The sequence below is a fragment of the Microbispora sp. H10885 genome (assembly GCF_014161415.1).
GTDB classification, from domain to species: Bacteria; Actinomycetota; Actinomycetes; order Streptosporangiales; family Streptosporangiaceae; genus Microbispora; species Microbispora triticiradicis.
In genome coordinates this window covers 85,621-110,196 of record NZ_JABBWY010000009.1, presented here as the reverse complement: position 1 = coordinate 110,196, position 24,576 = coordinate 85,621, and the positions used below count along the sequence as shown (strand labels likewise).

The 24,576-nt window shown below is 72.4% G+C and carries 27 protein-coding genes and 2 pseudogenes; 15 read left to right on the top strand and 14 right to left on the bottom strand.

Translation table 11 applies throughout. From position 1 onward, the window contains the following. Nucleotides 1-45 precede the first annotated feature (45 nt). Nucleotides 46-168, bottom strand: coding sequence for a hypothetical protein (locus tag HHX37_RS37050; protein WP_259403591.1), 123 nt, complete (start codon nucleotides 166-168; stop codon nucleotides 46-48). Nucleotides 169-187: 19 nt separating this feature from the next. Beyond that, a complete protein-coding gene (locus HHX37_RS24080) occupies nucleotides 188-610 on the bottom strand; it encodes a VOC family protein (RefSeq protein ID WP_182880983.1) in 423 nt (140 codons plus the stop codon). Nucleotides 611-712: 102 nt separating this feature from the next. On the opposite strand from HHX37_RS24080, the gene HHX37_RS24075 reads away from it, so the two are divergent. After that, nucleotides 713-1,666, top strand: coding sequence for a helix-turn-helix transcriptional regulator (locus HHX37_RS24075; protein WP_182886868.1), 954 nt, complete (start codon nucleotides 713-715; stop codon nucleotides 1,664-1,666). 51 nt (nucleotides 1,667-1,717) lie between these two features. Here HHX37_RS24075 and HHX37_RS24070 read toward each other — a convergent pair whose 3' ends face one another. Continuing rightward, entirely contained in the window at nucleotides 1,718-2,644 is a 927-nt protein-coding gene (locus HHX37_RS24070; protein ID WP_182886867.1) for a quinone oxidoreductase family protein, read from the bottom strand. A gap of 165 nt (nucleotides 2,645-2,809) precedes the next feature. Between HHX37_RS24070 and HHX37_RS24065 the strand changes: the two genes are divergently transcribed. Continuing rightward, the gene (locus HHX37_RS24065) at nucleotides 2,810-3,223 is read left to right on the top strand and encodes a MarR family winged helix-turn-helix transcriptional regulator (protein ID WP_111699630.1); all 414 of its coding nucleotides are present in this window, start codon (nucleotides 2,810-2,812) and stop codon (nucleotides 3,221-3,223) included. A gap of 238 nt (nucleotides 3,224-3,461) precedes the next feature. After that, complete coding sequence (locus HHX37_RS24060) at nucleotides 3,462-3,845, top strand: TIGR03618 family F420-dependent PPOX class oxidoreductase (protein WP_182886866.1); 384 nt, start codon at nucleotides 3,462-3,464, stop codon at nucleotides 3,843-3,845. Here the strand turns inward: HHX37_RS24060 and HHX37_RS24055 are convergent. Further along, nucleotides 3,838-4,608 carry an alpha/beta fold hydrolase gene (locus tag HHX37_RS24055; RefSeq protein WP_182886865.1) on the bottom strand — a complete coding sequence of 257 codons (771 nt, stop codon included), beginning with the start codon at nucleotides 4,606-4,608 and terminating at the stop codon, nucleotides 3,838-3,840. The two genes, HHX37_RS24060 and HHX37_RS24055, sit on opposite strands and share 8 nt — an antisense overlap. A gap of 50 nt (nucleotides 4,609-4,658) precedes the next feature. On the opposite strand from HHX37_RS24055, the gene HHX37_RS24050 reads away from it, so the two are divergent. From HHX37_RS24050 to HHX37_RS24035, 4 genes are all read left to right on the top strand, one after another. Beyond that, nucleotides 4,659-5,036 (top strand): winged helix-turn-helix transcriptional regulator, encoded by a 378-nt coding sequence (locus tag HHX37_RS24050; protein ID WP_182886864.1) that lies wholly within the window; start codon nucleotides 4,659-4,661, stop codon nucleotides 5,034-5,036. 225 nt (nucleotides 5,037-5,261) lie between these two features. Continuing rightward, nucleotides 5,262-6,467 (top strand): tryptophan synthase subunit beta, encoded by a 1,206-nt coding sequence (trpB, locus tag HHX37_RS24045; RefSeq protein WP_208758942.1) that lies wholly within the window; start codon nucleotides 5,262-5,264, stop codon nucleotides 6,465-6,467. Next, entirely contained in the window at nucleotides 6,464-7,291 is an 828-nt protein-coding gene (trpA, locus tag HHX37_RS24040) for a tryptophan synthase subunit alpha (protein ID WP_182886863.1), read from the top strand. Before trpB ends, trpA begins: the two co-directional genes overlap by 4 nt. After that, on the top strand, nucleotides 7,288-8,055 hold the full coding sequence (locus tag HHX37_RS24035; protein ID WP_182886862.1) for a GntR family transcriptional regulator: 768 nt from the start codon (nucleotides 7,288-7,290) through the stop codon (nucleotides 8,053-8,055). Before trpA ends, HHX37_RS24035 begins: the two co-directional genes overlap by 4 nt. A gap of 40 nt (nucleotides 8,056-8,095) precedes the next feature. Here HHX37_RS24035 and HHX37_RS24030 read toward each other — a convergent pair whose 3' ends face one another. The 3 genes and pseudogenes from HHX37_RS24030 to HHX37_RS24020 form a co-directional block, all read right to left on the bottom strand. Continuing rightward, nucleotides 8,096-9,181, bottom strand: coding sequence for a hypothetical protein (locus tag HHX37_RS24030; protein ID WP_182886861.1), 1,086 nt, complete (start codon nucleotides 9,179-9,181; stop codon nucleotides 8,096-8,098). Between the two features lie 64 nt (nucleotides 9,182-9,245). Beyond that, nucleotides 9,246-9,389 (bottom strand): annotated as a pseudogene (locus tag HHX37_RS24025) (LuxR C-terminal-related transcriptional regulator); the annotation flags it as partial. Between the two features lies 1 nt (nucleotide 9,390). Then, nucleotides 9,391-9,618: pseudogene (locus tag HHX37_RS24020) on the bottom strand (histidine kinase); the annotation flags it as partial. A gap of 216 nt (nucleotides 9,619-9,834) precedes the next feature. On the opposite strand from HHX37_RS24020, the gene HHX37_RS24015 reads away from it, so the two are divergent. From HHX37_RS24015 to HHX37_RS24005, 3 genes are read left to right on the top strand one after another with little or no spacing between them, the layout of a single operon-like run. Next, the gene (locus HHX37_RS24015; protein ID WP_111699650.1) at nucleotides 9,835-10,161 is read left to right on the top strand and encodes a PadR family transcriptional regulator; all 327 of its coding nucleotides are present in this window, start codon (nucleotides 9,835-9,837) and stop codon (nucleotides 10,159-10,161) included. Next, nucleotides 10,158-10,514, top strand: a complete 357-nt coding sequence (locus HHX37_RS24010) for a DUF1048 domain-containing protein (protein ID WP_182880993.1) — start codon at nucleotides 10,158-10,160, stop codon at nucleotides 10,512-10,514. The genes HHX37_RS24015 and HHX37_RS24010 overlap by 4 nt, the downstream gene beginning before the upstream one ends. A 1-nt stretch (nucleotide 10,515) precedes the next feature. Continuing rightward, on the top strand, nucleotides 10,516-10,842 hold the full coding sequence (locus HHX37_RS24005; RefSeq protein WP_138460728.1) for a DUF1048 domain-containing protein: 327 nt from the start codon (nucleotides 10,516-10,518) through the stop codon (nucleotides 10,840-10,842). Here HHX37_RS24005 and HHX37_RS24000 read toward each other — a convergent pair. Continuing rightward, nucleotides 10,811-11,818 (bottom strand): hypothetical protein, encoded by a 1,008-nt coding sequence (locus tag HHX37_RS24000; protein WP_182886860.1) that lies wholly within the window; start codon nucleotides 11,816-11,818, stop codon nucleotides 10,811-10,813. The genes HHX37_RS24005 and HHX37_RS24000 overlap by 32 nt on opposite strands. 132 nt (nucleotides 11,819-11,950) lie before the next feature. On the opposite strand from HHX37_RS24000, the gene HHX37_RS37880 reads away from it, so the two are divergent. The 3 genes from HHX37_RS37880 (at nucleotide 11,951) to HHX37_RS23985 (ending at nucleotide 14,656) form a co-directional block, all read left to right on the top strand. Further along, nucleotides 11,951-13,105 carry a sensor histidine kinase gene (locus HHX37_RS37880; protein WP_182886859.1) on the top strand — a complete coding sequence of 385 codons (1,155 nt, stop codon included), beginning with the start codon at nucleotides 11,951-11,953 and terminating at the stop codon, nucleotides 13,103-13,105. Next, complete coding sequence (locus HHX37_RS23990; protein WP_182880996.1) at nucleotides 13,093-13,755, top strand: response regulator transcription factor; 663 nt, start codon at nucleotides 13,093-13,095, stop codon at nucleotides 13,753-13,755. Before HHX37_RS37880 ends, HHX37_RS23990 begins: the two co-directional genes overlap by 13 nt. Nucleotides 13,756-13,837: 82 nt before the next feature. Next, nucleotides 13,838-14,656: an FCD domain-containing protein gene (locus HHX37_RS23985; protein ID WP_182886858.1), complete on the top strand. Its 819-nt coding sequence runs from the start codon at nucleotides 13,838-13,840 to the stop codon at nucleotides 14,654-14,656. Here the strand turns inward: HHX37_RS23985 and HHX37_RS23980 are convergent. Then, nucleotides 14,640-15,332 (bottom strand): isochorismatase family protein, encoded by a 693-nt coding sequence (locus HHX37_RS23980; protein ID WP_182886857.1) that lies wholly within the window; start codon nucleotides 15,330-15,332, stop codon nucleotides 14,640-14,642. The genes HHX37_RS23985 and HHX37_RS23980 overlap by 17 nt on opposite strands. 140 nt (nucleotides 15,333-15,472) lie before the next feature. On the opposite strand from HHX37_RS23980, the gene hydA reads away from it, so the two are divergent. Beyond that, a complete protein-coding gene (gene hydA / locus HHX37_RS23975; protein ID WP_182886856.1) occupies nucleotides 15,473-16,888 on the top strand; it encodes a dihydropyrimidinase in 1,416 nt (471 codons plus the stop codon). Nucleotides 16,889-17,000: 112 nt separating this feature from the next. On the opposite strand, the gene HHX37_RS23970 is transcribed toward hydA, so the two are convergent. The 3 genes from HHX37_RS23970 to HHX37_RS23960 all read right to left on the bottom strand — a co-directional run bounded on the left by HHX37_RS23970 (nucleotide 17,001) and on the right by HHX37_RS23960 (nucleotide 20,574). Then, nucleotides 17,001-18,431, bottom strand: a complete 1,431-nt coding sequence (locus tag HHX37_RS23970) for an amidohydrolase family protein (protein WP_182886855.1) — start codon at nucleotides 18,429-18,431, stop codon at nucleotides 17,001-17,003. Between the two features lie 34 nt (nucleotides 18,432-18,465). Next, nucleotides 18,466-19,248 carry an FCD domain-containing protein gene (locus HHX37_RS23965; RefSeq protein ID WP_182881000.1) on the bottom strand — a complete coding sequence of 261 codons (783 nt, stop codon included), beginning with the start codon at nucleotides 19,246-19,248 and terminating at the stop codon, nucleotides 18,466-18,468. Between the two features lie 114 nt (nucleotides 19,249-19,362). Then, nucleotides 19,363-20,574 carry an MFS transporter gene (locus HHX37_RS23960; protein ID WP_182886854.1) on the bottom strand — a complete coding sequence of 404 codons (1,212 nt, stop codon included), beginning with the start codon at nucleotides 20,572-20,574 and terminating at the stop codon, nucleotides 19,363-19,365. A gap of 133 nt (nucleotides 20,575-20,707) precedes the next feature. Here HHX37_RS23960 and HHX37_RS23955 point away from each other — a divergent pair, with 133 nt between their 5' ends. Next, nucleotides 20,708-21,649 carry an Lrp/AsnC family transcriptional regulator gene (locus HHX37_RS23955; protein ID WP_182886853.1) on the top strand — a complete coding sequence of 314 codons (942 nt, stop codon included), beginning with the start codon at nucleotides 20,708-20,710 and terminating at the stop codon, nucleotides 21,647-21,649. 47 nt (nucleotides 21,650-21,696) lie between these two features. Here HHX37_RS23955 and HHX37_RS23950 read toward each other — a convergent pair whose 3' ends face one another. Beyond that, the gene (locus tag HHX37_RS23950) at nucleotides 21,697-22,947 is read right to left on the bottom strand and encodes an MFS transporter (protein ID WP_396776726.1); all 1,251 of its coding nucleotides are present in this window, start codon (nucleotides 22,945-22,947) and stop codon (nucleotides 21,697-21,699) included. A gap of 12 nt (nucleotides 22,948-22,959) precedes the next feature. Further along, nucleotides 22,960-24,555: an amidohydrolase gene (locus tag HHX37_RS23945; protein ID WP_182873400.1), complete on the bottom strand. Its 1,596-nt coding sequence runs from the start codon at nucleotides 24,553-24,555 to the stop codon at nucleotides 22,960-22,962. Nucleotides 24,556-24,576: the final 21 nt, after the last annotated feature.

Below are 24,576 nucleotides of genomic sequence, written 5' to 3'. Positions count from 1 at the left end.
CGTGCCTGGTGCGGGCCGGCGCGGCCGGCGCCCTCGCGAGCCCGCTCATCGAGCGCGGCTCGCCGTCGGCGATGACCGCCCGGCCCGCCGCGCGAGCTCGTCGAGGTTCACCCCGGCGAGCTCGCGGCGGTGTTTCGGGTCGAGCGCGCGGGTGCCGAGTACGGTCACCGGGTCACGCCCCCGCTGCTCAGCCCGTGTATTCGACGGCGACGTCCACGACCCAGACGACGCCGAAACGGTCGGTCAGCATGCCGTAGAGCGGAGCCCACTGCGCGGGTTCCAGGGGCTGCGCGATGACGGCCCCGTCGGAGAGCTTCTCCCAGTACGCGGTGATCTCCTCGGTGGTCTCGCCGCGGAGCGAGAGGAAGAACGAGTTCTCGCCCCGGTCCCACGGCTGCCGCGAGGGCACGTCGTAGGCCATCACGTGGAAGCCGTTGCCGGCGACCACCTGGCCCCACATCACCTGGTCCGCCTCGGCCGGGTCCTGCACGTTCCCGGCGTCCTTGTAGGTGACGACGGCGAGATGACCGCCGAAGACGGACTGGTAGAACTCCAGCGCCGCGCGGGCGTCGCCCCGGAAGTTGAGATGAGTGACGGACTTGACGGACATGCCGCTCCTATCGGTTATGGACGCCGTGCAGCGCCTGATGTGGGATAACCGTCGCAGGAGTAGCGGTCAGGATGTGGCCACTACCTACGGCACACTGAATCCATGCCGAAGACCTCAGCGCGACTGCTGGCGTTGCTCTCGCTGCTCCAGACACGCCGGGACTGGCCGGGAGCGCTGCTGGCCGAGCGGCTGGAGGTCAGCCCGCGTACCGTGCGCCGTGACATCGACCGGCTGCGCGAGCTCGGCTATCCCATCACGACCTTTAAGGGACCCGACGGCGGGTACCGGCTGGACGCCGGCACGGAGCTGCCCCCGCTGCTGTTCGACGACGAGCAGGCCGTCGCCCTGGCCATCGCGCTCCAGACCGCCGTCACCAGCAGCGCCGGCATCGAGGAGGCTTCGGCCCGGGCGCTGAACACCGTACGGCAGGTCATGCCCGCACGGCTGCGCCACCGGATCGACGCCCTCCAGGTCACCGCGGTCGGGCGCGCCGCGCCGAGCCCGGCCCCACAGGTCGGCACCGAGGTGATCATGGCCATCAGCGCCGCCGTCCACAGTCGTGAGGTGCTGCGCTTCGACTATGCGCCGGGGCCTGCGCCGCGGCGGGTGGAGCCCCACCACCTCGTGACGTGGGGCGGGCGCTGGTACCTCGTCGCCTGGGACCTCGACCGGGAGGAGTGGCGCACCTTCCGCGCCGACCGGATCACCCCGCGCATCCCGGCCGGGCCCCGCTTCACCCCGCGTGAGCTGCCCGGAGGAACGGTGGCGGCATTCCTGTCCGCCAGGTTCCGGGGCTCCGACGGCTCCGGCGACTGGCCCTGCCGCGGCGAGGTGATCCTCGGCGTGGGCGCGGCCGAGGTGTCCCCCTATGTCCGCGACGGGGTCGTCGAGGAGCTCGGCCCGGACCGCTGCCGGCTGGTCCTGGGCTCGTGGTCGTGGACCGGGCTGGCCGCCGCCGTCGGCAGGTTCGACGCCGACATCGAGGTCGTCGGCCCGGCCGAGCTCAAGGACGCCTTCGCCCACCTGACCCGCCGATACGCCAACGCCTCCGCATAGGCCGTACCGGACCGAACAGGACCGGCCGGAGGGCGATCTCGGGCGTGGGGGCTACGGGACGAAGACGATGCGGTCGTCGGTCTCGGCGGTCCACGCCTGCGCGACCTGGGCGAGGGGCACGGCGCGGGCCCGTACGTCGATCGCGCCCGCGGCCACGGCCGAGGCCAGCTCCGGCAGTTCGGCGAGGATGTCCCGGGCGGGGACCGAGCCGATGCCGCTGCCGACGATCTGCAGGCGGGCGGAGCGCAGCGCCACGGAGGGGATCGGCGCGGTCTGGCCGGCGACGGACCCGATCTGGATCCAGGCCAGCGGGGCGGTGCGGTCGGCGCGGGCGGTGAGCATCGGAATCATCGCGCCGGCGGCGGGTTCACCCCATACGTAGTCGATGACCACGTCGACGTCGGCCGCGCGGCCGATCTGGTCGTAGGTGATCGTCTCGTCGGCGCCGAGCGCGGTCAGCGCCCTCAGACGGGCGGTGTCGCGGCCGGCGGCGATGACCTGGGCGGCGCCGAACAGCTTGGCGATCTGGACCGCCATCCGTCCGGCGTTGCCGGTGGCGCCGAGGACGAGGACGCGCTGACCGGCGTGGAACTCGACGCGCCGCCGCAGCGCGATCCAGGACGACATGGCCGGATTCATCGCGGCGGCGATCCGTACGGGGTCGATGCCGTCGGGCAGGATCACGCTGCGACGGGGGTCGATGAGGGTGCGGTCGGCGAACGTCCCCAGAGCCGTGTCGTCCAGGACCACGTAGCGCAGGTTGCCCTCCGTGTCGCGCACCACGCCGTCGACGCCGGGGACGAGCGGGTGCACGCCCTTGCTGGAGTAGTGCGAACCGTTCGCCTTCGCCCTGGTCAGATGGTGCAGGCCGGCGGCGAGGACCTCGACGACCATCTCGTCGCCGTGGCGCTCGGCCGGGTCGGGGTGGTCGCGGTAGACCGGCGGGGCGTCGGCGGTCTGGATGACGGCGGCGTGCATGGTGGTCTCCCTAGAAGTGGTTTGCATTACCAACCATCGCCATAATGGTTGGTAATACAAACCATGTCAACGGGGCGGCGTGATCCAGGTGGAGCCAGTCGCCGTACGTGCGGGCCGGCTCCGGCTGGTTGGGATTGCCAACCATGTCGGAGCTACCATGACGGCATGACCGCCGCCGACGATGCCCTGGACGCCCTCGTCCGGACCACCTTCGAGGTGGCAGGCGTGCTGACCCGCGTCGGCGGCGAGAACGACCTGTCGCTCACCCAGCTGCGGGTGCTCGGCATCCTCCGCGATCGCCGCGCCCGCGTCACCGAACTGGCCGCCTATCTCGGCCTGGACAAGTCCACGATGTCCGGCCTCATCGACCGAGCCCAGCGCAGGGGGCTGCTGATGCGCGGCAAGAACCCCGATGACGGCCGGGTCGTCGATGTCTACATGACCCCGGCCGGGCTCGAACTGGTCGAGCGAGTGCACGACGAAGTCCGGCGTGCCCTGGCACCCAGGACCGGCCGCCTGGACCCGGACCAGCTCGATCAGCTCGTCAACCTGCTCGAAATCGTCTCGACCCGCCCGTAGCGAACCCACCGCCTCGGTCGGGCGGCGCCCGGGCCCGGCAGTGGGTCGACATCGCCGGCGTGCGTCGACTGGCCGCAGTGCGCAATTTGGGGTTCCCTGAAGGAACTCCACGTGTTACGGTCATGGAGTCTCTTCAAGGAACCAATAAGCACCGGCGTTGAGAACGCGGTCGCGGCGGTGCGCGAGGGCCGCCGGCCCTGCCGTATCACCCACCGACAAACCCCGCAGGGAGAAGAAGATGCTCAACCCCGACGTACGCCGCGCCTTCGACGGCACCTCGCTGGCCCACCTCGCCACCGTCCTGCCGGACGGCTCGCCCCACAGCGTCCCCCTCTGGGCCGGCACCCACGGCGACCACATCGTCTTCCTGACCGGCCCGCACTCGCGTAAGGCCCGCAACCTGCGCCGAGACCCCCGGGTGGCGCTCTCCCTGACGGCCGCCGACAACCCGTTCGAGCCCGTCATCGTCCGCGGCCGGGTCGTCCGATGGCTCGAGGGCGACGCGGCCTGGGAGATCATCGACCAGATCTCGGCGAAGTACATCGGTCGGCCCTACTCCCGGACGGAAGAGCGCGTCGTCGCCGTCGTCGAACCCGAACGGCAGACCGTCGGCGTCAGCTGAACGATCGATCGCGACCGACGACCAGGGTCGTGTCCAGCAACAACTCGGCGAGCTCGCCCGGCACGGTGACCATGCAGTCATGGCCGCTTCGCAACTCCCACACCCGCGACGGAGTGCCGTTGGGCTGTACGGGGGGCACGGGACGGCGGGTGACGCCCTTCGGTGCGCCGCCGACGCAGTGGATGTGCGTCCGGGGAATCGCGTCCATGGCCGGGTTGCGCAGCCGGACGGGCTGCTGGAAGCAGCGGACCGACTCGTCGCCGAGCATCGTGCGCAGCCACGCCGTGTCCGCCGGATCGGTCACCCCGAACAGGCCCATGGGCGCCGGCCCCTCCGGCATGGGCGGGATGCGCCAGGGCGCGTCGGAGGCGGCGGCCGCGTCGATCAGGTGCTGGGTCAGGGGCATGACGTCGAGCACGGTCTCGCCGTCGGCCGGGACCATCGCGTCGAGGTAGACCAGCCCCGCGATCCGGTCCGGGACCTGGTCGGCCACGGCGGATATGACCATCCCGGCGTAGCTGTGCCCGACCAGTATCACGCCGGTGAGTTCTTCCCCGACGAGGACGGCGACGATGTCGGCGACATGGGTGTCGAGGCCGACGCCGGGACCGAGCAGGTGCTCCTTCTCGCCGTGGCCGGTGAGCGAGGGGGCGAACACCCGATGCCCGGCCCGCGTCAGCAAGGGGACGACCCGGTCCCAGACGCGCCCGCTGTGCCAGGCGCCGTGGACGAGAACGAAGGTTTTCGTGTGTGGCGTACTCATGGAAAAGGACGCTAATGAGCCGTGAGGTACCTCTTGGTAACCTTCGGCTCATGCGCGACTCAGCAGGAAGCGTCTTCCTCGCCGACTGCCCCGCTCGGCTGGCCATCGAGATCATCACCGACAAGTGGGCGGTCGTCGTCCTGTTCGCGCTGAGTCGCAGGCCGTGCCGGCACGGCGAACTCGTCGATCTCGTCGGCGGCATCTCGCGCAAGGTGCTCACCCACACGCTGCGCAGGCTGCAGGGTTACGGCCTGGTCGAGCGCCACTCCTACGCCGAAGCGCCCCCGAGGGTCGAGTACAGCCTCACCGACCTCGGCCTGACCCTCGTCGAGCCCATCGCGGTCCTGACGGACTGGGCGAGGACGTACGGCGACGCTGTGGTCAGCTTCCAGGAGGCGGCGGAAGAGCAGTCCGCGGCCGGCGGCTGACCTGCGGACCTTCCTTCGGCTCCACCCCAGGCTCCCCACCGGCCTCTCGTGAAGCGACCGGCGACGACCGGCCTGGAGACGCGGCGGCCGGGCCGCCGCTCAGTGCCGCACACCGACTGACGCAGCCGTACGAGAACGGAACCGTGGTGGCGTGCCCGCGCTGCCCCATGTCACACTCACTGTTATAGAACTCATCGAGGAGTTATAGAACGACAGGAGCGTGGCATGCGAGACGTGTCGCTGTGGCGGGAGCCGGTCCCGCCGGACGGGACGATGGGCGAGCCCCGGGCGCGGGGCCGGTTCGGCGAGTACGGCGGACGGTACGCGCCGGAGTCCCTGGTGGAGGCGTGCCGCGAGGTGGCCGAGGCGTTCCGGGAGGCCTGGGCGGATCCGGGGTTCCGCGGCGCCCTGGCGCGGCTCCTCGCCGTGCACGCCGGGCGGCCGACCCCGCTCACCCCGGCCGGCCGGCTGTCGGAGGCGCTGGGGGTGCGGCTGTACCTCAAGCGCGAGGATCTCACCCACACCGGATCCCACAAGATCAACAACGTGCTGGGCCAGGCCCTGCTGGCCGCCCGGATGGGACGGCGCAGGCTGATCGCCGAGACGGGAGCGGGCCAGCACGGGGTGGCCACCGCGACCGCCGCCGCGCTGCTCGGGCTGGAGGCCACGGTGTTCATGGGCGAGCGCGACATCGAGCGGCAGGCGCTGAACGTCTTCCGGATGCGCATGCTGGGCGCCGAGGTGGTCCCGGTCACCACGGGCAGCCGCACCCTCAAGGACGCGACCAGCGAGGCCATGCGGCACTGGGTGGGCGCGACCGGGGACTCCCACTACTGCATCGGCTCGGTCGTCGGGCCGGATCCGTACCCCTGGATGGTCAGGGAGCTGCAGCGGGTCATCGGCGACGAGGCCCGCGGGCAGTGCGCCGCCGAGCTGCGGACCGGCGTCCCCGACTACGTGGTCGCGTGCGTCGGCGGAGGCTCCAACGCGGCCGGCACGTTCGCCGGGTTCGCCGACACTCCGGCGCGCCTGGTCGGTGTCGAGGCGGAGGGCGGCGCCGGGGCGGCCCGCGGCCGGCTCGGCGTCCTGCACGGCTGCCGCTCGCTGTTCCTGCAGGACGACGACGGGCAGATCACCCAGCCGCACTCCATCGCCGCCGGGCTCGACTACCCGGGAGTCGGCCCGGAGCACGCCCACCTGCGCGACCTGGGCCGGGCCCGCTACGTCACCGTGACCGACGACGAGGCGGTCGGCGCGGCGGTACGGCTGGCGCGCACCGAGGGCATCGTCCCGGCGCTCGAATCGGCGCACGCCCTCGCCTGGGTGATCCGCGCGGCCGGCGACGGCGACCTGCCCGCGGGATCGACGGTGCTGATGACGTTGTCCGGCCGCGGTGACAAGGACGTCTCCACCCTGAAGGAGCTGCTGTGACGAACCACAGGACGAACCCCACCCTGACCGCGGGCGCGGTCGAACGCCATCTGCGGGCCCGCCGGGACACCGGCCGCGGCCTGCTCATGCCGTACGTCACCGGGGGGATCACGCCCGGCTGGACGGAGTACCTGCGGGCGTTCGCCGACGCCGGGGCGGACGCGATCGAGGTCGGCCTGCCCTTCTCCGATCCGACGCTGGACGGCGTCACCATCCAGCGGGCGAGCGACACGGCACTGGCCCGGGGGGCGAGCACCCGCCGGATCCTCGCCGACCTGTCCGGCCTGCCGGACCCGGGCGTGCCGCTGGTCGCCAGCACCTACTACAACCTGGTGCTGCACGACGGCCCCGAGGCGTTCTGCGACGCGTTGCGGCGGGCCGGCGTCGGCGGCCTGATCGTGCCCGACCTGCCGGTGCACGAGGCGGACGAGCTGGCGGACGTGGCCGCCGCAGCCGGGATCGAACTTGTCCTGCTGGCGTCGCCGGCGACGCCGCAGCCACGGCTGGCGGAGATCTCGCGCCGAAGCCGCGGATTCGTCTACGCGGTGTCGCTGATGGGCACCACCGGTGAGCGGGCCGCCCTCGCCGCCTCGGCGGCGGAGCTCACCGGGCGGATCAGGCGCGTCACCGACCGGCCGGTCTTGCTAGGATTTGGCATTTCCACCCCGGACCAGGCCCGCGAAGCCCGCCGGCACGCCGACGGCGTGGTGGTCGGCGCCGCGGTCATGCGGCGGGTGCTCGACGGGGCCGGGCCGGACGACCTGCGGGACTTCCTCGCGCCCCTGCGGCAGGCCCTCGACCAGGAGTGTGACCGACCACGATGACCTCCGACGGGACCCCCGACGCCGGGCACGAGGCGAGATACCGCGTCATCGCCGCCGACCTCGCCGCGAAGATCCGGTCGGGGCACTACGCCCCCGGTGAGGCCCTGCCGCCGCAACGGGAGCTGAGCGCCTCCTACGGGGTGACCCTCATGACGCTGCGCCAGGCGTTGCGGGAGCTCAGCGACGAGCGGCTGATCGTGCAGCGGCCCGGCAAGGGCACGTTCGTCGCCCCGCCGCATCTGGCGTACCAGCTCGACTCGCTCCGCAGCCTGGCCGACGACCTGCGTAAGCAGGGCCACGACGTGCGGACCGTGGTGACCGGGCGGGCCGTGCGCCGGGCCCCCGCCCGGATCGCCGCCGAGCTGCGGCTACGGCCCGGCGACACCGCCCTCCGGCTGGAGCGGGTCCGCGAGTTCGCGGGGCGTCCCGCGGTGCACCAGGTGTCCTGGGTCCGCCGGCCGGTCGCCGACCGGATCCGCGACCGCGACTTCACCGCTGTCTCTCTCTACACGGCCCTGGCCGACGCGGGGGTCGCGGTCGCCCGGGCGTCCGAGGTGGTCCGGCCGGGACTGCTCGACCCCGCCGCCGCCCGCCACCTCCAGGAGCCGCAGGGCAGCCCGGTGCTCGTCAGCACCCGGATCACCTACACGCTCGACGCCACGCCCGTGGTGTCCGACCACGCCACCATCCTCGGCAGCATGATGGAGATCCGTACCGAACGCGCCGCCACCGGCCTCTCGCTCACCTGGGGCGCCATCAGCTGAGCACCTGTGTGCGGTCTGGCCGTCTTCGTGGCTGAGGCCATCAGCGCCGTCGCGGCGTGTAGGGATCCAGAGCAGCGATGTCCACATCCGCGTCGGGCCAGCGAGAACGCAGCGTCTCGGCCAGGCGCCGGCACAAGCCCGTCAGCTGCGGCAGGGCACGGTGCGCCCGAGCGGTGTCGGCGGCGGCTTCCAAGGTCGTCACGAGTTGGGCGCGGCTGTCCTCCCCCGCCGGACGCCCGTCCAGTGCCGGCAGACGCGAGAGACGGGTCAGCGCGAATGCCACGCATGCCGCCGCCAGGGCGACACCGTAGAGCCGATCGTCCTCAGCCTGCGGCACCCCGGTCGCCAGAGCCCGCCGATAGGTCTCGGCGACTTGCGGCGGCGGCGCCGAGCCGCCGGGCTGTGCGGGCATGCTCACCCACATCCAGGCCGGACCGGGCACATGCAGGCAGACGGCATCGTGCAGCGCATGGGTGAATCCGGCGAACTCGAAGTCGATCAGGCGTGCATCGGTCGGCCCATCCGCGCGGACCAGAACGTTGTTGGTTTCCGGATCGCCGTTGCTCAGCGCCAGAAAGGGCCCCGGATCGGCCAGTTCCGAAAGGGCAAGGGCAAACTCCCGTTCCACCGCTCCGCTGATCGTTACTCCCAGGGTCTCGGCCTGCGACAAACCCTCTTCGCGCAGCCCGGCCACACGCCCAAGCCGGTCAGCGTCCGGATCGACCTGCCCCAGGTTCGCTCGCCGCCGGTAGTACAGCCCCGCCTGTCCGGCGGTCAACGCGCCGAGTTCGCCACGGGCACGAGCGAAGGCCTCCAGGCGTACGGCATGCGCGGCGATGCCATCGCTGCGCAACAGTCCGTCCAGTGCGACCCGTGGCGCGAGATCCTGCAGAATGACGCGTCCCGCAGAGATGTCCGCCGCCAGCACGCGTGGTGCCAGATCGACGCGGAGGTCCTCCGTCAGAAACCGCAGTGCGGCTACTTCCGTGCACAACCGCCACGCCTCGGCGTGCCTGCCATCGGCATGAGGTCCCATCCACTTGACGATCACTGTCTCACCGCGGTCGGTCCGAGCACGGGCCACCCGCCAGGGCTCCAACCTCGTCCACTCCACCAGCTTGATCACTGGCATCAGCCTAGTGCGGCGGGCTTGCCGGCCTCGGCGGTCGGCGTTTCCGATGGCACGACGTTCACGGGGGCTCGGGAGCACCGAGCAGGCCGCGGTCGTAACCCTCCGCGACCGCGGCCGCACGGTCGTTGACGTCGAGCTTCGCATAGATGTTGAGCAGGTGCGTCTTGACCGTGGCCTCGGTGATGAACAGCCGGCCGGCCGCCTAGCGGCTCCGGGCGCAACTCGTTCACCGAGCGCCGCGCCTCGGTCAGGCTCTCCCGGGCCAGCGCGGTCGCCGCGGCGTGGTGCCGCCGCCACGCGGCCGGGTCGTCGGCCGCGTGCTCGGCCGCCTGCAACTGGGTGACGATGCCGGTCAGGCCCTGGGCCGGTGTGTCGTGGATCTCCCGAGCCATCCGGGCCCGCTCGTCGAGGACGCCGGCCGCGCGGGCCTCTTCGTTCCTGACGGGATTCAGCGTCGCGACGGAGGCACCCCATGCGGATCGCCCGATCTCACGAGCGGGCGGTGGAATCGGTCGCTCGCCCACGCGGTGGAGCGGCTCCACCGATCGGTGGATTCAGGGGTGTGGAGGCAGGGCGGGGCTACTCGGTGATACCGTATAGTGGTACTCGGTAGCACGTAGTACCGAAAGGGCTGAGGAGCACCTGCGATGGACGACCTGACGGAGATGTTGAAGGGCACCCTCGAAGGGTGCGTGCTCCAGATCATCGGCAGCGAGGAAACCTACGGGTACGCCATCACCCGTCAGCTGAACGAACTCGGCTTCACCGACGTCATCGAGGGGACCGTGTACACCATCCTGCTGCGGCTGGAGAGGAACGGGCTCGTCCAGGTGACGAAACGACCGTCCGGGGTCGGTCCGCCGCGCAAGTTCTACGCCCTCAACGACGCCGGACGCGAGGAACTCACGAAGTTCTGGGCGAAGTGGCAGTACCTCTCATCACGCATCGACAGGCTCAAGAAGGGCGGGACATGAACTTCTGGGAGAAGGTCACAGGCAGCGATCTCACCAGGGAATGGAAGGCGTTCGAAGCCCGGGCCGAGGCCCTGCCGGACGACTACCGGGCGGCGTGGGGACAGATCATCGCCCACCTCCTCCCCTACGGGGACTTCACCGGCCGCAACCTGATGCCGATCCTCGACGCCGCCCTGGGGCTGCTCGAAGTAGCGGCGGCGGACGGGCAGAGCGCCCATGACGTGCTCGGCGAGGACATCCGTGGCTTCTGCACCGCGCTTGCCGGTGGAGAAGGGGCGCGAACCTATCGCGACCGGTGGCGCGAGCAGTTGAACAGGAACGTCGCGAGGAAACTGAGCCGGCTGGGAGGCTGACGTGAGCATCCACGACATCGTCGAGGGCAAGAAACAGTGGCGGGCGCACGTGGCGCGGGTCAAGGCTCTCCCGCCGGACTACCAGATCGTCTACAAGGAGATGCAGAAGTACCTGTTCAAGGTCGGACCGATCGACCTGCCTGACGGGCCCCTGCTCCCCGGGATCGTCGACTTCTTCGAGGAGGGTGTCGCCGCAGGCAAGGGAGTCGTGGAACTCATCGGCACCGACGTCGCCGCGTTCTGCGACGACCTGGTCAAGGACTCCCCTACCTACGCCGACGTCTACCAGGAATCGATCAGCGCGAAACCCGGCGCGGACGAGAAGTGACGCCCGCGACCCGGCGGCCCAGTACGGCCAGCAGGCCCGCCATGACCACGCCGACGGCCGCGAGGCCGGCCCGGTCGGCCGCCGTGTCGGTGTTGGAGACCAGGCCGAAGGCGGTGTGGGCGACCAAGGCGCCGGAGGCCAGGGCGAGACCGTGCCGGTCGGTCCACCGGTCACCGGCCGTCCACCGGCGCATTGACCACGCGGCGGCCACCGCCACGACGGCGGCGGCCGACATGGGCACGACCACCCACCCGCCGTGCGTGAAGGCGGGCCGGGTCGCGCCGCCGAAGGGGAACAGCAGAGCCAGGAATCCGAAGACGGCCACCGCACCGGCCGTTCCTGCCACCGCGGGGGCGGGCGGCCTGATGGAGGGCGCGCCGGGCCGGGACCTCAGCCGCAGCCCGGCCGCCACCAGCAGGGCCACGGCGACGGCGCAGCCCACCAGGATCGCCGGCGGCGCCTGGTATCCGGGGTCGATGGAGGTCACGACCGTCACCCGCAGCAGCAGCGCGCCGAGGACGAAGACCGCCCCGGCCACCCACGTGCCGAGTCCGCCCAGGTAGGGCCGGTCGCGCAGGGACGGGACGATCAGGTCGGTCAGGAGGATCGGGATCGCGGCGCTGAAGACCGCGTGGTAGGGGATCTGCAGCTCGGCGTAGGCGCTGTTCAGGCCCAGGATTCGTGGCGCCCATCCGGCGGCGCCGTACATCGTGGGGCTGCTCAGCGCCTGTAGCGCCAGGCCCTCCTCGACGATGCCGTACGCGGCGCCGAGCAGCAGCACCCCGGTCCAGCCCGTCCCGGCCCGGCGTACGAGTTCGCGTACCAGGACGACGCCCGCGCCGTAGATCGGGATCCACAGAAGCAGGAGCCAGGCCATGCGCAGCGGCGGGTTGCCGAGGGTGAACTCGGCCACGAGCGGTGTGATCACCGCGAGGAGCAGTGCGGCCAGGCGGCCGCGCGTCTTGTTCGCCGTCATGCGGCCAGCGTGTGCGGCGCGCACCGCCCGCGTCTGCCGCCCCGGGTCCCGTCCGTGGCAACCCAGGTGACAACCCGGCGTCGACTTCGGTTGCTGCCGCCGCCCGGCCCGCCGTCACTACGCTGGGCGTCCGTGACGGCAGACGTACGGCCCGGCCCCGCGCGGACCCGGCGGGACCGGGCGATCCGGGCGGGGAGCGTCGCCTGCGCGCTGGCCGCGGCGGCGGTCGTCGTGCGAGGCGACCTCGGCGCGGCTCCCGGATGGCACCTGATCGCCGACACGGCCGGCGGTGCGGTGGCGTGCGGGGCGCTGTGGCTGTCGCGCCGGTGGCCGGCGACCACGGCGCTGGTCGCCGTGGCGCTGGCGGTGCCCGCGGCCTCTGCGTCGGTCGCGGCGGGCATCGCCACGCTGATGACCGCCCTGTACCGGCGTTCGGCCGTCGCGATCGGGATGGGCGCCGCGTGGGTGGCGGCGACGCTGGCCCGGTTCTGGCTGCGGCCGCCGGGGCTGGCGCCGTACCCGGTGTGGGCGCTGGTCGCGGTGCTGTCCGGGGTGGCGTTGACCGGGTGGGGGATGCTGGCGCGGGCCCGCCGTCAGCTGGTGCTGTCACTGGAGGAGCGGCTCCGCGGGGCCGGGGAGGAGCAGCGGCGGCGCGTCGAGCAGGCCCGCCACACCGAGCGCCTGGCCATCGCCCGCGAGATGCACGACGTGCTGGCGCACCGGCTGTCGCTGCTGGCGCTGCACGCCGGGGCGCTGGAGTTCAACGCGCGGGCCGACCCCGCAGAGGTGGTCGAGGCGGCCGCGGTGATGCGCTCCAGCGCGCATCAGGCGCTGCAGGAGCTGCGCCAGGTCATCTCGGTCCTGCGCGAGGCGCCCGTCCTGGCCGTCCTCGACCTGCCGGCCCTGGTGGAGGAGGTACGGCGGGCGGGCGTGCGGGTCGAGATGCACGACGGCGGCCTGCGCCTGCCCGACCTGCCGGGCGCGACGGCGCGGGCCGCCTACCGGATCGTCCAGGAGGGCCTCACCAACGCCCGCAGACACGCCCCGGGCCGGCCGGTGACCGTACGCCTCGACGGAGGCCCCGGCCGGGGGCTGACCATCGAGGTGCGCAACCCCGTCGCGACGTCCGTCCCCGGTTCCGTTCTCGTGCCCGGCTCCCCCGCGGGTGAGGGCGCCGGTCTGGCCGGGATGCGGGAGCGGGCCGAGCTGGCGGGCGGCCGGGTGGAGCGGGCCGGTGTGGTGGAAGGCGAGTTCCGGCTGGCGGTCTGGCTACCATGGCCGGTGTGAGCGCCATCCGCGTGCTGGTCGTGGACGACGACCCGCTCGTCAGGGCGGGCCTGACGCTGATGCTCAGGGGCGCCGACGAACTGGTCGTGGTGGGCGGTGTGGCCGACGGCGCCGACGTCCCGGCCGCGGTCGACGCGCACGCGCCCGATGTGGTGCTCATGGACATCCGGATGCCGGGCCTGGACGGGATCGACGCCACCCGCCTGCTGCGGCGGCGGCCCAGCCCTCCCCACGTCATCATCCTGACCACCTTCGACGCCGATGAGCACGTCTTCGGCGCGCTGCGCGCCGGGGCCGGCGGGTTCCTGCTCAAGGACACCCCGCCGGAGGGCATCGTGGACGCGGTCCTGCGGGTCGTGGCGGGCGAGCCGATCCTGTCCCCCGACGTCACCCGGCGCCTGATCGCCCACCTGGCGCCGGAGGCGGAGGACCGCCGCCGCGACGACGCGCGCAGGCTCCTGTCCAGGCTCAGCGGCCGGGAGCGCGAGGTCGCCGCCGCGGTCGGCCGGGGCATGTCCAACGCGGACATCGCGGCCGAGCTCCACATGAGCGTCGGCACGGTCAAGAGCTACGTCTCCCGCATCCTCGCCAAGACCACCCTGGACAACCGCGTCCAGCTCGCCCTCGTCGCCCACGACAACCCGCTCTGATCAACGGCGTTCCGGGCGCTGGGCGGACCGATATCATGGGCGCTTCGTAGTGGGGTCCTTCGAGGATGGGGAGGCTCGCAAAGTGGCGAGGCGAGCGCGACCATCGGCTTCCGACGTCCCCGCGGTGAACGGCGCCGCTCCTGAGCTGAACCCTGAAGAGGAGCGGCTGCTCGGCATCGTGTGGCGGGCCGACGGTCCCGTGGGCGCCCGGCTCGCGGGCCGCCAGCTGCGCGAGAGCGGGCTGGAGATCAGCGAGGCGACCGTCTCACGGATCTTCAAGCGCCTGGACGACTTCGGCCTCACCATGCCGTCGGGGCGCAAGGGCCGCACGCTGACCGAGCACGGGCGGCGCTGCGCCGAGGCGATGTCCGCGCGGCAGCGCCATGAGGAGGAGTTCACCCGGGCCTTCGACATCCGCACGGTGGAGCAGCTTCTCGACCTGCTGCACGCCAGGCGGGGCGTCGAGCGGGAGATCGCCGGCCGGGCGGCGGCCAAGGCGACCGACGACGACGTCGCGGGGCTCGAGGAGATCCTGCGCCGTCACGAGATGAGCCTGGACGACGACGAACACGCCCGCCAGGTCGGCATGAACTTCCACCGGACGATCGCCCGCATCGCGGGCAGCGACCTGCTGGGGGCGCTGGCGGGCGCGGTGCTCAACGAGTCGCTCCTCCCGCTGGAGAAGGTGCTCGACGTGATCACCGGAGGTCACGGCACCGTGAGCCAGTCGGTGCCCGAGCACGTGGAGATCGTCGCCGCGATCCGCCGCCGGGATCCGGCGGCCGCGGAGGAGGCGATGGCCCGTCACCTCACCCGGCTGATCGACGAGGTCACCGACTTCTCCCGCAGCGACCAGGTCCGGATCTTCGACCGGTTGCTGATGTTCACCCGTCAGTCGTGACGGTGGCGGCCGCCCGCGGGCGCCGCCTGATGTGGTCGACGACCTCCTCGATGGGCAGCACGTCGGCGTAGCGGGCGTTGATGTCGAAGAGGGCGGCCTCGTGGGCCGAGGCGGAGCGGTCCCCCACGGCCTCGGCCGGGACGATGGCACGGAAGCCGTGGTCGAGGGCGCTCTCGCAGGTGGAGCGGATGCATCCGCTGGTGCTGCAGCCGACGACGACGACCGTGTCGATTCGCTGGGCGACGAGGATGCTCGGCAGGTTGGTGTTGAAGAACGCGCTGGCCCGCGGCTTCTCGATGAGCGCCTCGTGCGGGCGGCGGTCCAGCTCGGGCACCAGCCGGACGCGCTCGGACCCCCGGATCATGCGCTCCAGGTGCGGGGTCTTGAGCCGGCTCGCGAGGGGAAGGTCGGAGTAGGTCTCGTCGTAGGCCATGGTGGTGAACACCACCGGAATGTCGTCACGCTCGCGCACGACCTCCAGAAGCCGCCGGATGCTGTCCAGCACACCGCCGAGGTCGGTGCCGATCATCTCGTCCTGGCTCGTCCAGGCTCCGGCCATGTCGATGACCAGGAGGGCCACGCGCTCCCCCCATCCGACGCGTCCGGCGAACCCCGCCGCGAGGTACTGGTCGAGCAGGTCCCGGTTGCCGAGGCCATGGGTCTGCGCAGCGGTCATGTCGGCGTCACCTTTCACCACGGAGATTTACGATCGTCATAATACAAGTATCTTCCTCAAATTTGATAGAACTAGACATCCAAGAGGTTGCTGAGATAGACATCGATCTGTATTGATGGATCACTGTCGGGAGATGTCTGGTGCGTGATGACTTCGACCTCGTTGTGAGTGGCGCTCTCGTCGTGGGCGAACACGACATCGAGGCGGCCGACCTCGGCGTCAGCGGCGAGAAGATCGCGGCGCTCGCCGCGCCCGGCACCCTGCGAGGGACGCGGATCATCGAGGCCTCTCCGGGCGCGGTCCTGGTGCCCGGGGGGATCGACACCCACACCCACATCGCCTGGCCGATCGCCGAAGGCGTCCGCAGCCTCGACGACTTCGGCTCGGCGACCCGGGCGGCGGCCGTCAGCGGCACCACCACGGTGATCGACTTCGTGCCGGCGTCCGGCGGGTCGCTCGTGGCCGCGGCCCGCGAGCGCATGGCCGAGGCGGCGCCGTCGGTGATCGACTACACCTTCCACCCGGTGATCGCCCGCATCACCCCGGAGCGGCTGCGCGAGATCCCCGCCCTGGTGGCCGAGGGCCTGGCCTCCTTCAAGATCTACACGACGTACGACGACCGGCTCGACGACGGGGAGATCAGGGCGGTGATGACCGCCGTGGCGGAGGCGGGCGGGCTCGCCGGTTTCCACGCGGAGAACCACGCCATCCTCGAACACGCCAGGTCCGCGGTGCTGGCCGACTCCGCCGCGGCCATCGACCGCTTCCCCCGCAGCCGGCCCGGCAGCGCGGAGAGCGCCGCGATCGGCCTGGTGACGCACTTCGCCCGGGAACTCGGCGCGCCGGTGTACGTCTACCACGTCTCCGGCGGCGAGGCGTTGTCCGCCATCGAGGCGGCCGGCGAGACGGGCGTCCTGGTGCAGGCGGAGACCTGCACCCACTACCTGGTGCTGGACGACTCCGTGTACCGGCGTCCCGACGGGTGGAAGTATGTGATCACGCCGCCCGTCAGGGACGCCGCCGCACAGGACCGCCTCTGGGACGCGCTGCGCACCGGAGTCCTGGGCAGCGTGGCCTCCGACCACTGCGCTTACGGCCTGGAGCACAAGTTGCCGGGTGCCGCCGACTTCACCGCGCTGCCGCCGGGAGCGCCCGGCCTGGACGCGCGGGTCCCCCTGCTGTGGGACCACGCGGTCACCCGTGGCCGGCTCGGCCTGCGGGGGTTCGTCGAGGTGTCGGCCACCGGCCCGGCCCGGACGTTCGGCATGTATCCCCGCAAGGGGGTGATCCGGGTGGGCGCGGACGCCGACCTGGTGTTGTGGAACCCCGGACGGGAGTGGACCTGGCCGGCCTTCGAGGCGGGCTGGGGCAGCGACTACGAGCCGTACGAGGGCATGACCGGTGCGGGCCTGCCGGAGCTCACGATCTCCCGAGGCCGGGTGGTGGCCCGCGACGGCCGGTTCACGGGCTCGGACGGCGCCGGCCGCTTCGTTCCGCAGCGGATCGACGTCCGGCAGTGGCCCCGGATCGCTCCGGCGCCCCGGGAAAGGGCGTAGGCGAGGGCGCGGAGACAGGCGGCGAGCGGAGTGCGGTACGGCTCGCCGCCCATCGACGCGGTCGTGCTCCGACGACGTTGCCGGAGAATCCTCCGGCGTGCCGGCAGGGCGGTCAGCGGAACGGGCGGAGGGAGGACGGCGCGACCTCTTCGAGGGTGCGGCCGAGCCGGTCGTGGTCCGGCACCCGGGCCCAGGAGCGCTCACCGGCCCGCTGCAGGCGCTCGGTCATCCCCTCCTCGTCCACGGTGAGCAGGGCGCCGTCCCGCATCACCCACGCGCCGTCGATCATCACCGACGCCAGATCCTCGCGCGTGGCGTAGTAGACGAGGTTCCTGATGGGATCGCGGACCGGTGACATGACCGGGGTGCCGAGCCGCCACAGCAGCAGGTCGGCCTTGGCTCCCGGCGCGATCCGGCCGAGGTCGTCGCGGCCCAGCAGCCGGGCCGCGTCGACCGTCGCGGCGTCGAGCAGATGGGTGGCGAGCCAGGAGTCGGCGCGCCGGTCGGCCACCTTGCCCAGGATCGCCGACCAGCGGATCGACTCGATCATGGACTGCGGCGTGGTGTCCGTTCCGAGCGTGATGTTGACGCCGGCTCTCCGGTAGGCGGGGAGGGATTCGACCATGATGCCGCGCCGGGCGAACGTCCAGGCGTTGTAGGAGATCGAGGCGCCGGAGTCCGCGATGCGCCGCAGGTCGTCCCCGGGCAGGTTCACCCACGAGGTGCCGGTGGTGAAGATCGCGTGACCCAGCACGACCCGGGGGCCGAGGAAACCGGCCGACTCCAGATACTCGATCGGCGTCATGCCGTGCGCCGCCATGAGGTCCATCACCTCGAACATCGCCTGGGCGGCGTGGATCGTGAGCGGCACCTCCAGTTCGTCGGACAGCCGCCGCGACTCCTTCAGCAGGTCCGGCGTGCAGGTGTTGGCCTGCCACGGGGACAGGAAGCCCCGCACGCGCCCGGAGCCGCGGCCGCGCAGGTCCTCGATCAGCCCCACGGCCCGTTCCAGGCCGGCGAACCCGCCGTCCTCGTCCCACTCGTACGCGACGCGGTTCCCGTCGGGGGTGAACCAGCGGCCCGACCTGTACCCGTCCGCGATGTAGGCGCGCAGACCGGCCCGTTCGCAGGCCTCGGCCACCCGCCGGCCCCGCAGCCCCTGGTGCATCACCGTCGTGGTGCCCGTACGGATGAGCTCGGACATCGAGACCTCGATGCAGGTGTCGACGCCCTCCTCGTCGATGGAGTTCTCCTGCATCGGCAGGGTCTCGACCAGGCCGGTGGAGAAGAACTGCCGTTTCCCGACGTCCTCCTGGAAGGACTTGTCCAGCGGGGCGGTCTCCAGGTGGGCGTGCGTGTTGATGAACCCCGGCGTGACCAGCGTGTCCCCGGCGTCCACGCAATCGTCGGCCGGTCCTTGGTAGTCGCGGCCGGTGAAGACGACGCGGTCGCCGTCCACGACGACGGTGCCGTTCTCCAGCAGCCGGTGCTCCCCCTCCTGGAAGGCCACCACGTAGCGGGCGTCTAGGCGCAGGATCGGCATCCGCCTCTCCCCTTTCTTCTTCGTGCTTCTCGGGTCAGAGCGTGAGCTCGATCAGACGTTTGACGACGTCGGCGCCACGGTCCGTCGCGGCGCGCTCGGCCTCCTCGATCAGCCGGTCCACGTGGGCGAGCATCGTCTGCTCCGCCTCGTCGGGGTCGCGCGCGCGGATGGCCGCCAGGACGTCGACGTGCTCGGGCGCGGACTGGGCGAGCGTCCCGTGGCCGCCGGTGATGACGTCCAGCACCAGTTCCAGCGGCTCCAGCGACTCGTCGAGCACGACGTCGCCGATCGCCTGGAGCAGGCCGTTGCGGGAGATGCGGAAGATCTCCCGGTGGAAGCGCATGCCGCACAGCCGGGCGTCGCCGCCGGCGTCGAGCGCCTCGCGGTGCCCGTCGACCAGTGCTTCGAGCCGTTCGATGTCGTCCGGGGTGGCCCGTGTCGCGGCCCACCGGGCGGCCTCCCGCTCCACTCCGCGCCGGGCGTAGAGCAGGTCGAGCAACTGGCGCGCGTTCTGGATGTCCAGCGCCTGGTGCAGCCCCTTCGCCTGTCGCCGGGTACGCCGGGTGACCTGGGCGACGCGGCGGCCCGCGTCCGTGACCGTGCGGCCCTTGCGTCCCGAGGAGACGGTCAGTCCCAGGTCGTCCAGCCGGGCCAGCAGCCGGGACGTACTCGCCTCGCTGAGCGCGATGCCGCAGTCGCCCAGGCGGCGCGTCGCGATGCGCGCACCGACGGGGTCGGCCGACTCGGCGACGATGTCGAGCAGCAGCAACTCCTGGTGGGACAGGTGGGAGGAGATCGGGTTGGGGACGTCGCTCACTGGTCAGGGATCCATTCGAACGGGCTCGGCTCGGAAAGCATTGATCACGAAAAGGGTATGTTCGTCAAATATGACAGAAGATACTCGATTGCGTCGAGCTGTGATTGACATCGCTCATCCGGCCCAGCGGGTGCGCCGCAGCAGCAGCACGGCGGCGAGGACCAGCGCGAGCAGCAGGAACGCCGCGGACGACAGCAGGCCCACGGCGGCCGGCTCCAGGCGGCCGTCCAGTGCCCCGGCGAGGAAGTAGCCTCCGGAGCCACCGGCGACCGCGGCCGACCCGAAATAGGAGAACGCCTCCGCCCGGCGGCGCAGGCCCATCCGTCCCTCGATCTCGGTCGCCATCAGGCCGTTGAGCGGCACCATGAACAGCCCGGCGGCGAACAGCCCCGCGGCGTACCCGAGGGAGCCGCCGGCGAGCCCGGGCGGCACGGCCAGGGCGGCGGAGGCGAGCAGCATGCCCAGTGTGGTGAGCAGGGCGCGGTTGCGGCCCAGCGGCCAGGCGCTGACCACGATCCCCCCGAGGCAGGCCCCGGCGGGCAGCGCCGCGGTGAACCACCCGGAGGCGCCGGAGCCGAGGCCGTACTGCGCCATGCGCTGGGGGACGTTGGCCATGAGCAGCCCGTACGCCAGGCCGATCCACAGCACCAGGGCCGAGACGAGCTGGGTGTCGCGCGGCGGGAGGAGGGCGTCCGGGCGCCGGGGCGCCGGAGGCAGCGGCGGCACCGCCCGCATGAGCCAGGCGCCCAGCAGCGACAGGGCCGCCATCCCGGCGAGCGCGGCGACGGTCCCGCCCGTCACCACGAGCAGGCTGACCATGACCGGGCCGACCACCGAGCACAGCTCGACGAGCAGGGACTCGGCGAAGTGGGCGCGGCGGAGCTGGACGGCGGGAACCGTCACCACGAGCAGGGCCCGCATGCCGCCCCACATCCCCGCCGTCGCCAGCCCCAGGACGACGGACAGGACATACAGCACCCAGACCGGCGCCCGCACCTCGGCGGCCACGACCAGGCCCAGCGTGACCAGCCCCGAGAGGGCCACCGTCACCCTCATCGCGCGGCGCAGTTCCAGCCGGTCGAGCAGCCGGCCGAAGAACGGGCCGGGCGGCCCGGAGCAGAGGTTGAGCACCCCGGCCAGCAGCGCGCCCTCCGCCAGCGAGCCGGTCACCCGCTCGCCCACGAGCATCAGCACCAGCCCCGCCATGGCCGTCGGCAGCCGGGCCAGCAGGGAGCCGAGGATCCAGAGCCGCCAGGGACGGTGTGCCACCAGCCCGAGGGGCCCCGGATGGGCCTCCGGTGACGACGGAGGATTGTCAGTTCGCATTGTTCATCGTTTCCGCGGAATTGATCGTGGATATTTGTCGTTCGGCTCCCGTACGCACGCGTTCATGGCTGTGCCACACTGTCCGGGGCGGGAGTGCCGTCGCGGGCGGGTGACGGGAACGGGAAGCGGATCCTTGACGCAGCGATACGAACTTGACGCGCAGGACCAGGCGATCGTCGGCCTGCTGCGGGAGGACGGCAGGGCTCCGCTGGCCCGGATCGGAGAGCAGGTCGGCCTGTCCGCCGACGCGGTCCGCGCCCGCATGGCGCGGCTGTCCGGTGACGGCGTCCTGCGCGTGATCGGGCTGGTGGACCCCGCCGTCCTCGGATATGACGTTCTCGGCATCGTCGGCCTGCGCTACCGCGGCCCGGTCGAACGGCTGCGCGGCGCGCTCAACGCCGATCCCCAGGTCACCTTCGCCGCCCAGACGATCGGCGCGTACGACGTCATGTGCGAGGTCGCCGCCCGCGACGACGCCGATCTCGCCGACGTCGTGCAGCGGATCGCCGGCACGGTCGAAGGCGTGGGGGACCACGAGGTCTGGCGCCAGCTCGACGTGGCCAAGTGGGAGAGCCAGGGCAGGCCGCGGCGGTCCGGGCCGCCCGCGCCGCGGCGGCCGGAGCTCGACGACCTCGACGTGGCGCTGCTGCGCCTGCTCGTCGACAACCCGAGGGCCAGCTTCCGGGAGATGGAGGACGAGCTCGGCGTCCCCTACTGGGTGGTGCGCAAGCGGGCGCAGACGCTGTTCCGGGACGGCACGATCCAGGCGACGGCGATGGTGGACCGGGTGTCCACCGATCCCGTCATCATGATGGCCTCCGTCGGGATCACCCTGGGCGGCTCCCCGGAGGCCGCCCTGGACGCCCTGGTCGCGCTGCCCGAGCTGCCGATCGTCACGCTGACGGCGGGCCGGTTCCACGTCGTGGCCGAGGCGGCCTGCGGCTCGGCGAGGGACCTGGCCGCGCTGATGCGCCGCATCGTCGCCCTGGACGGCGTGCGTGACCTGACCGTGCTGCCCTACGCGCGCGTCCTGGTGCTGCCCCGCCCGTGGCGGTTCGAGACCGCCGCCGGCTGACGCGTCCGCCCGGCGCCGACCGGCGAAGGCCCCGCTCATCCGGCCTGTCACCGGGCCCGCGCCGGGGACGCGGCCGGGGTGAGCGCCAGGACGCCGGCCAGCATCGCGGCGGAGACGCAGGCGCCCGCCAGGAACACGCCGCCGGGCCCGGAGACGTCGAGCAGCGCTCCGAACACCACCGGCAGGACCAGCATGCCCACTCCGTTGAGATAGTTCGTCGCGGCCAGCCGCAGGCCGGTGCCGCCGGCGGAACTCCCCGCGGTCGCCAGCAGGTTGGTGGCCCCGATGCCGGTGGCCCCGGCCAGCCCGTGCAGCACGGCGCCCGCCGCGACCCCGGCGAAGCCGTTCCCGGCCAGCCCCACCGCGGCGAGCCCGGCCACCGCGCACACGCCGGACACCGTCACCGCGCCGCGCAGCCCGATGCGGGAGACCACCCGCCCGAAGAAGGGACCGGCGGCCACCGAGGTCAGGTCGCGGCACAGCAGCAGCGTCAGCACCAGCCCGGGCAGCCGTTCGGCGGGCACGTCGAGCGCGATCGGGTAGAAGGAGTTGCCGAGCAGGACCACGGTGTTCAGGTTGAGGTTGATCAGCGACGACGCCTGCAGGGCGGGCTCGCGGCGCAGCATGCGCAACGACGCCGCGTAGCCGCCGCGGGCGCCGGACGTGCCGGACAGGTCGGCGGGATCGTCCCGGTCGGCCCGGCCCCGCACCCGCCGCGCGAGCAGCGCGAAGGTCAGGGCCGACAGGACGACCAGCCAGAGCCCGGGCCCGGCGGCGCCCCGGGTGCCGAGGTGCGCCAGCAGGACGACCGACAGCGTCGCCGCCACCGCGGCCGACAGGCGCTGCGCCGCGCCGTTCAGGCCCTGGGTCCGGTACCGGTCGCCGGACCGGGCGACCACCGCCAGCGTGGTGGTCACGACGGAACCCCTGGCCAGGCCGTACCCGAGCAGCGGCAGCACCCAGATCCACGCCGAGGAGAACGACGTGGCGGCGGCGAGCCCGGCCGCGCAGCCCGCGAGGACGAGGCCGCCGGCGAACAGCACGCCGCCGCGCCCGTGCCGGTCGGCGCGCAGGGCCGCCGGCGGGGACATGACCACGCCGGCGCCCTGGGCGAGCGCGAGCAGCACGCCGATCAGCAGCCCGGACCCGGCGCCGCTCGCCTCCAGGCCGACCGGCAGCAGGATCTGCACCAGCGACTCGGTGAGGAACAGCGCGACGACCATCGCCACCGCGAGCGCGGTCCCGCTCGCCCCCGCCGGCTCACCCAGGGAAGGGTCGCGGCGGGGGCGCGAGAGCATGCCCACGGACGGCTAGAGCTTCTCGCCGAAGTCCGTCGTGGTCGGCAGTTGCCACTCGAAGCCGCGGGCGGTGGTCACGTACTCGGGCCAGGGCAGCTCGACGGGCGGCGCGAAGTCGCGGGGCAGCAGCGGGTCGCGCAACGCCTCGGGCGCGGCCTCGCGGTTGCGCTCGAACTCCTCGGTGGCGGCGCGCAGCAGCCCGCCGTCGTCGATGAGCCGCAGCGCGGTCGCGGCGATGACCTCGCCGGCGTAGCCCCACACCGGGTCGATCGCCGGGGCGAGGCCGTTCATGGCGTTGTTGGCCCAGTGGTTGAGGTCCTCCCCCACGACCCGCAGCAGCGGCTTGGCGGTGTAGAAGCGCACGGTGGGGGCGTGCCAGGTGTACTCGGTGCAGTCGTCGGCGCCGGTGCAGTCCTGCCACGGCGGGAGGGTGGCCCGGGTGGCCGCGTCGTGGTCGCGCGGGTCGGTGACCTGGTGCAGCATCGGCCGGAAGGGGTCGTCGGAGGGCTCGTGCCCGAGGGTGCGCTCCAGCTCGCGGGCGAACTCGTACGCCTCGGGCGCGAACCGGCGCGGCCCCAGCTCCAGCAGGTTCTCGTACGTCGCCTGCGCCATGACGTGGTTCTTCAGGCCCGGCCGGGTGCGGGTCACCCAGCGCATCGAGACCTCGCAGTTGGCCAGCCCGGCGACGTGCCTGGCGTTGCGCCTGAGCACCTCCAGGATCTGCTCCTGGACCCCGATCAGCGGAGAGCGCCAGCTGAACTGGATCTGGGTGATCCTCGGCGGCAGGTTGTCGGCCGTCGCGTTGGCCGCGCCCAGGATCGCCTCGTTGAGCGACCACAGGCCGGTCCGGGGGAACATGTTCTCCTTGGCGTACTTGGTCGCCGTGATCATCAGTCCCAGCGCGTCCAGCGCCCCCGGAGAGCGGACGCTGTTGTGCGCGCCCATGCCCGATCCCGCCAGCGGGTCGCCGTCGATCCACGGCGGGGCGTCGTCACGCTGCGCCTCGAAGCACTGGAAGGTGAAGACCGCCGACCAGTACAGGCAGTTGTGGATGTCCCACACCGCGGTGTTCTCGAACAGCGGGTGGTAGCTGATCACCGCGTCGAGTTCGTCGTAGTAGCCCTTGGCGGCGTGCACGGGCTTGGAACCGCACACCTTCTCGGCGGGCTCGCCGAACAGGTGGACGACCCCCCGGCCGCCGGTGCGCTCGATCGCCCGCTTGGTCGCGAGCGCCCCGGCGAGGGCGCCGACGCCCAGGGCCGAGTGCGCGTCGGTGAAGCCCGGCGCCCACGGGTGGAGGCCGGGGCGCGGCTGCCGGTAGGGCACGGTGTCCTGGGAGTAGCCGGGCGAGGCGTCGTACTCGGAGTACATCCCGATGGCGGGGCCGTCGTCGCCCCACCGGGCGTGGAAGGCGGTCGGCATGTCGCCCGACCCCTCCTCCACCTCGAAGCCCTCCGCCTTCAGCAGGTCGACGTACGCCTGCGCCGACCGGTACTCCCGCCAGGCGGGCTCGGCGTACGACCAGATGAGGCGGTGGAACTCCGAGAGTTCCTTGCCGAGTTCCTCCACCGCGGCGACTCCGGCGCGCTGGCGCTCGGTCAGTCCCATGTCGTTCCTCGTTCCTTGTTC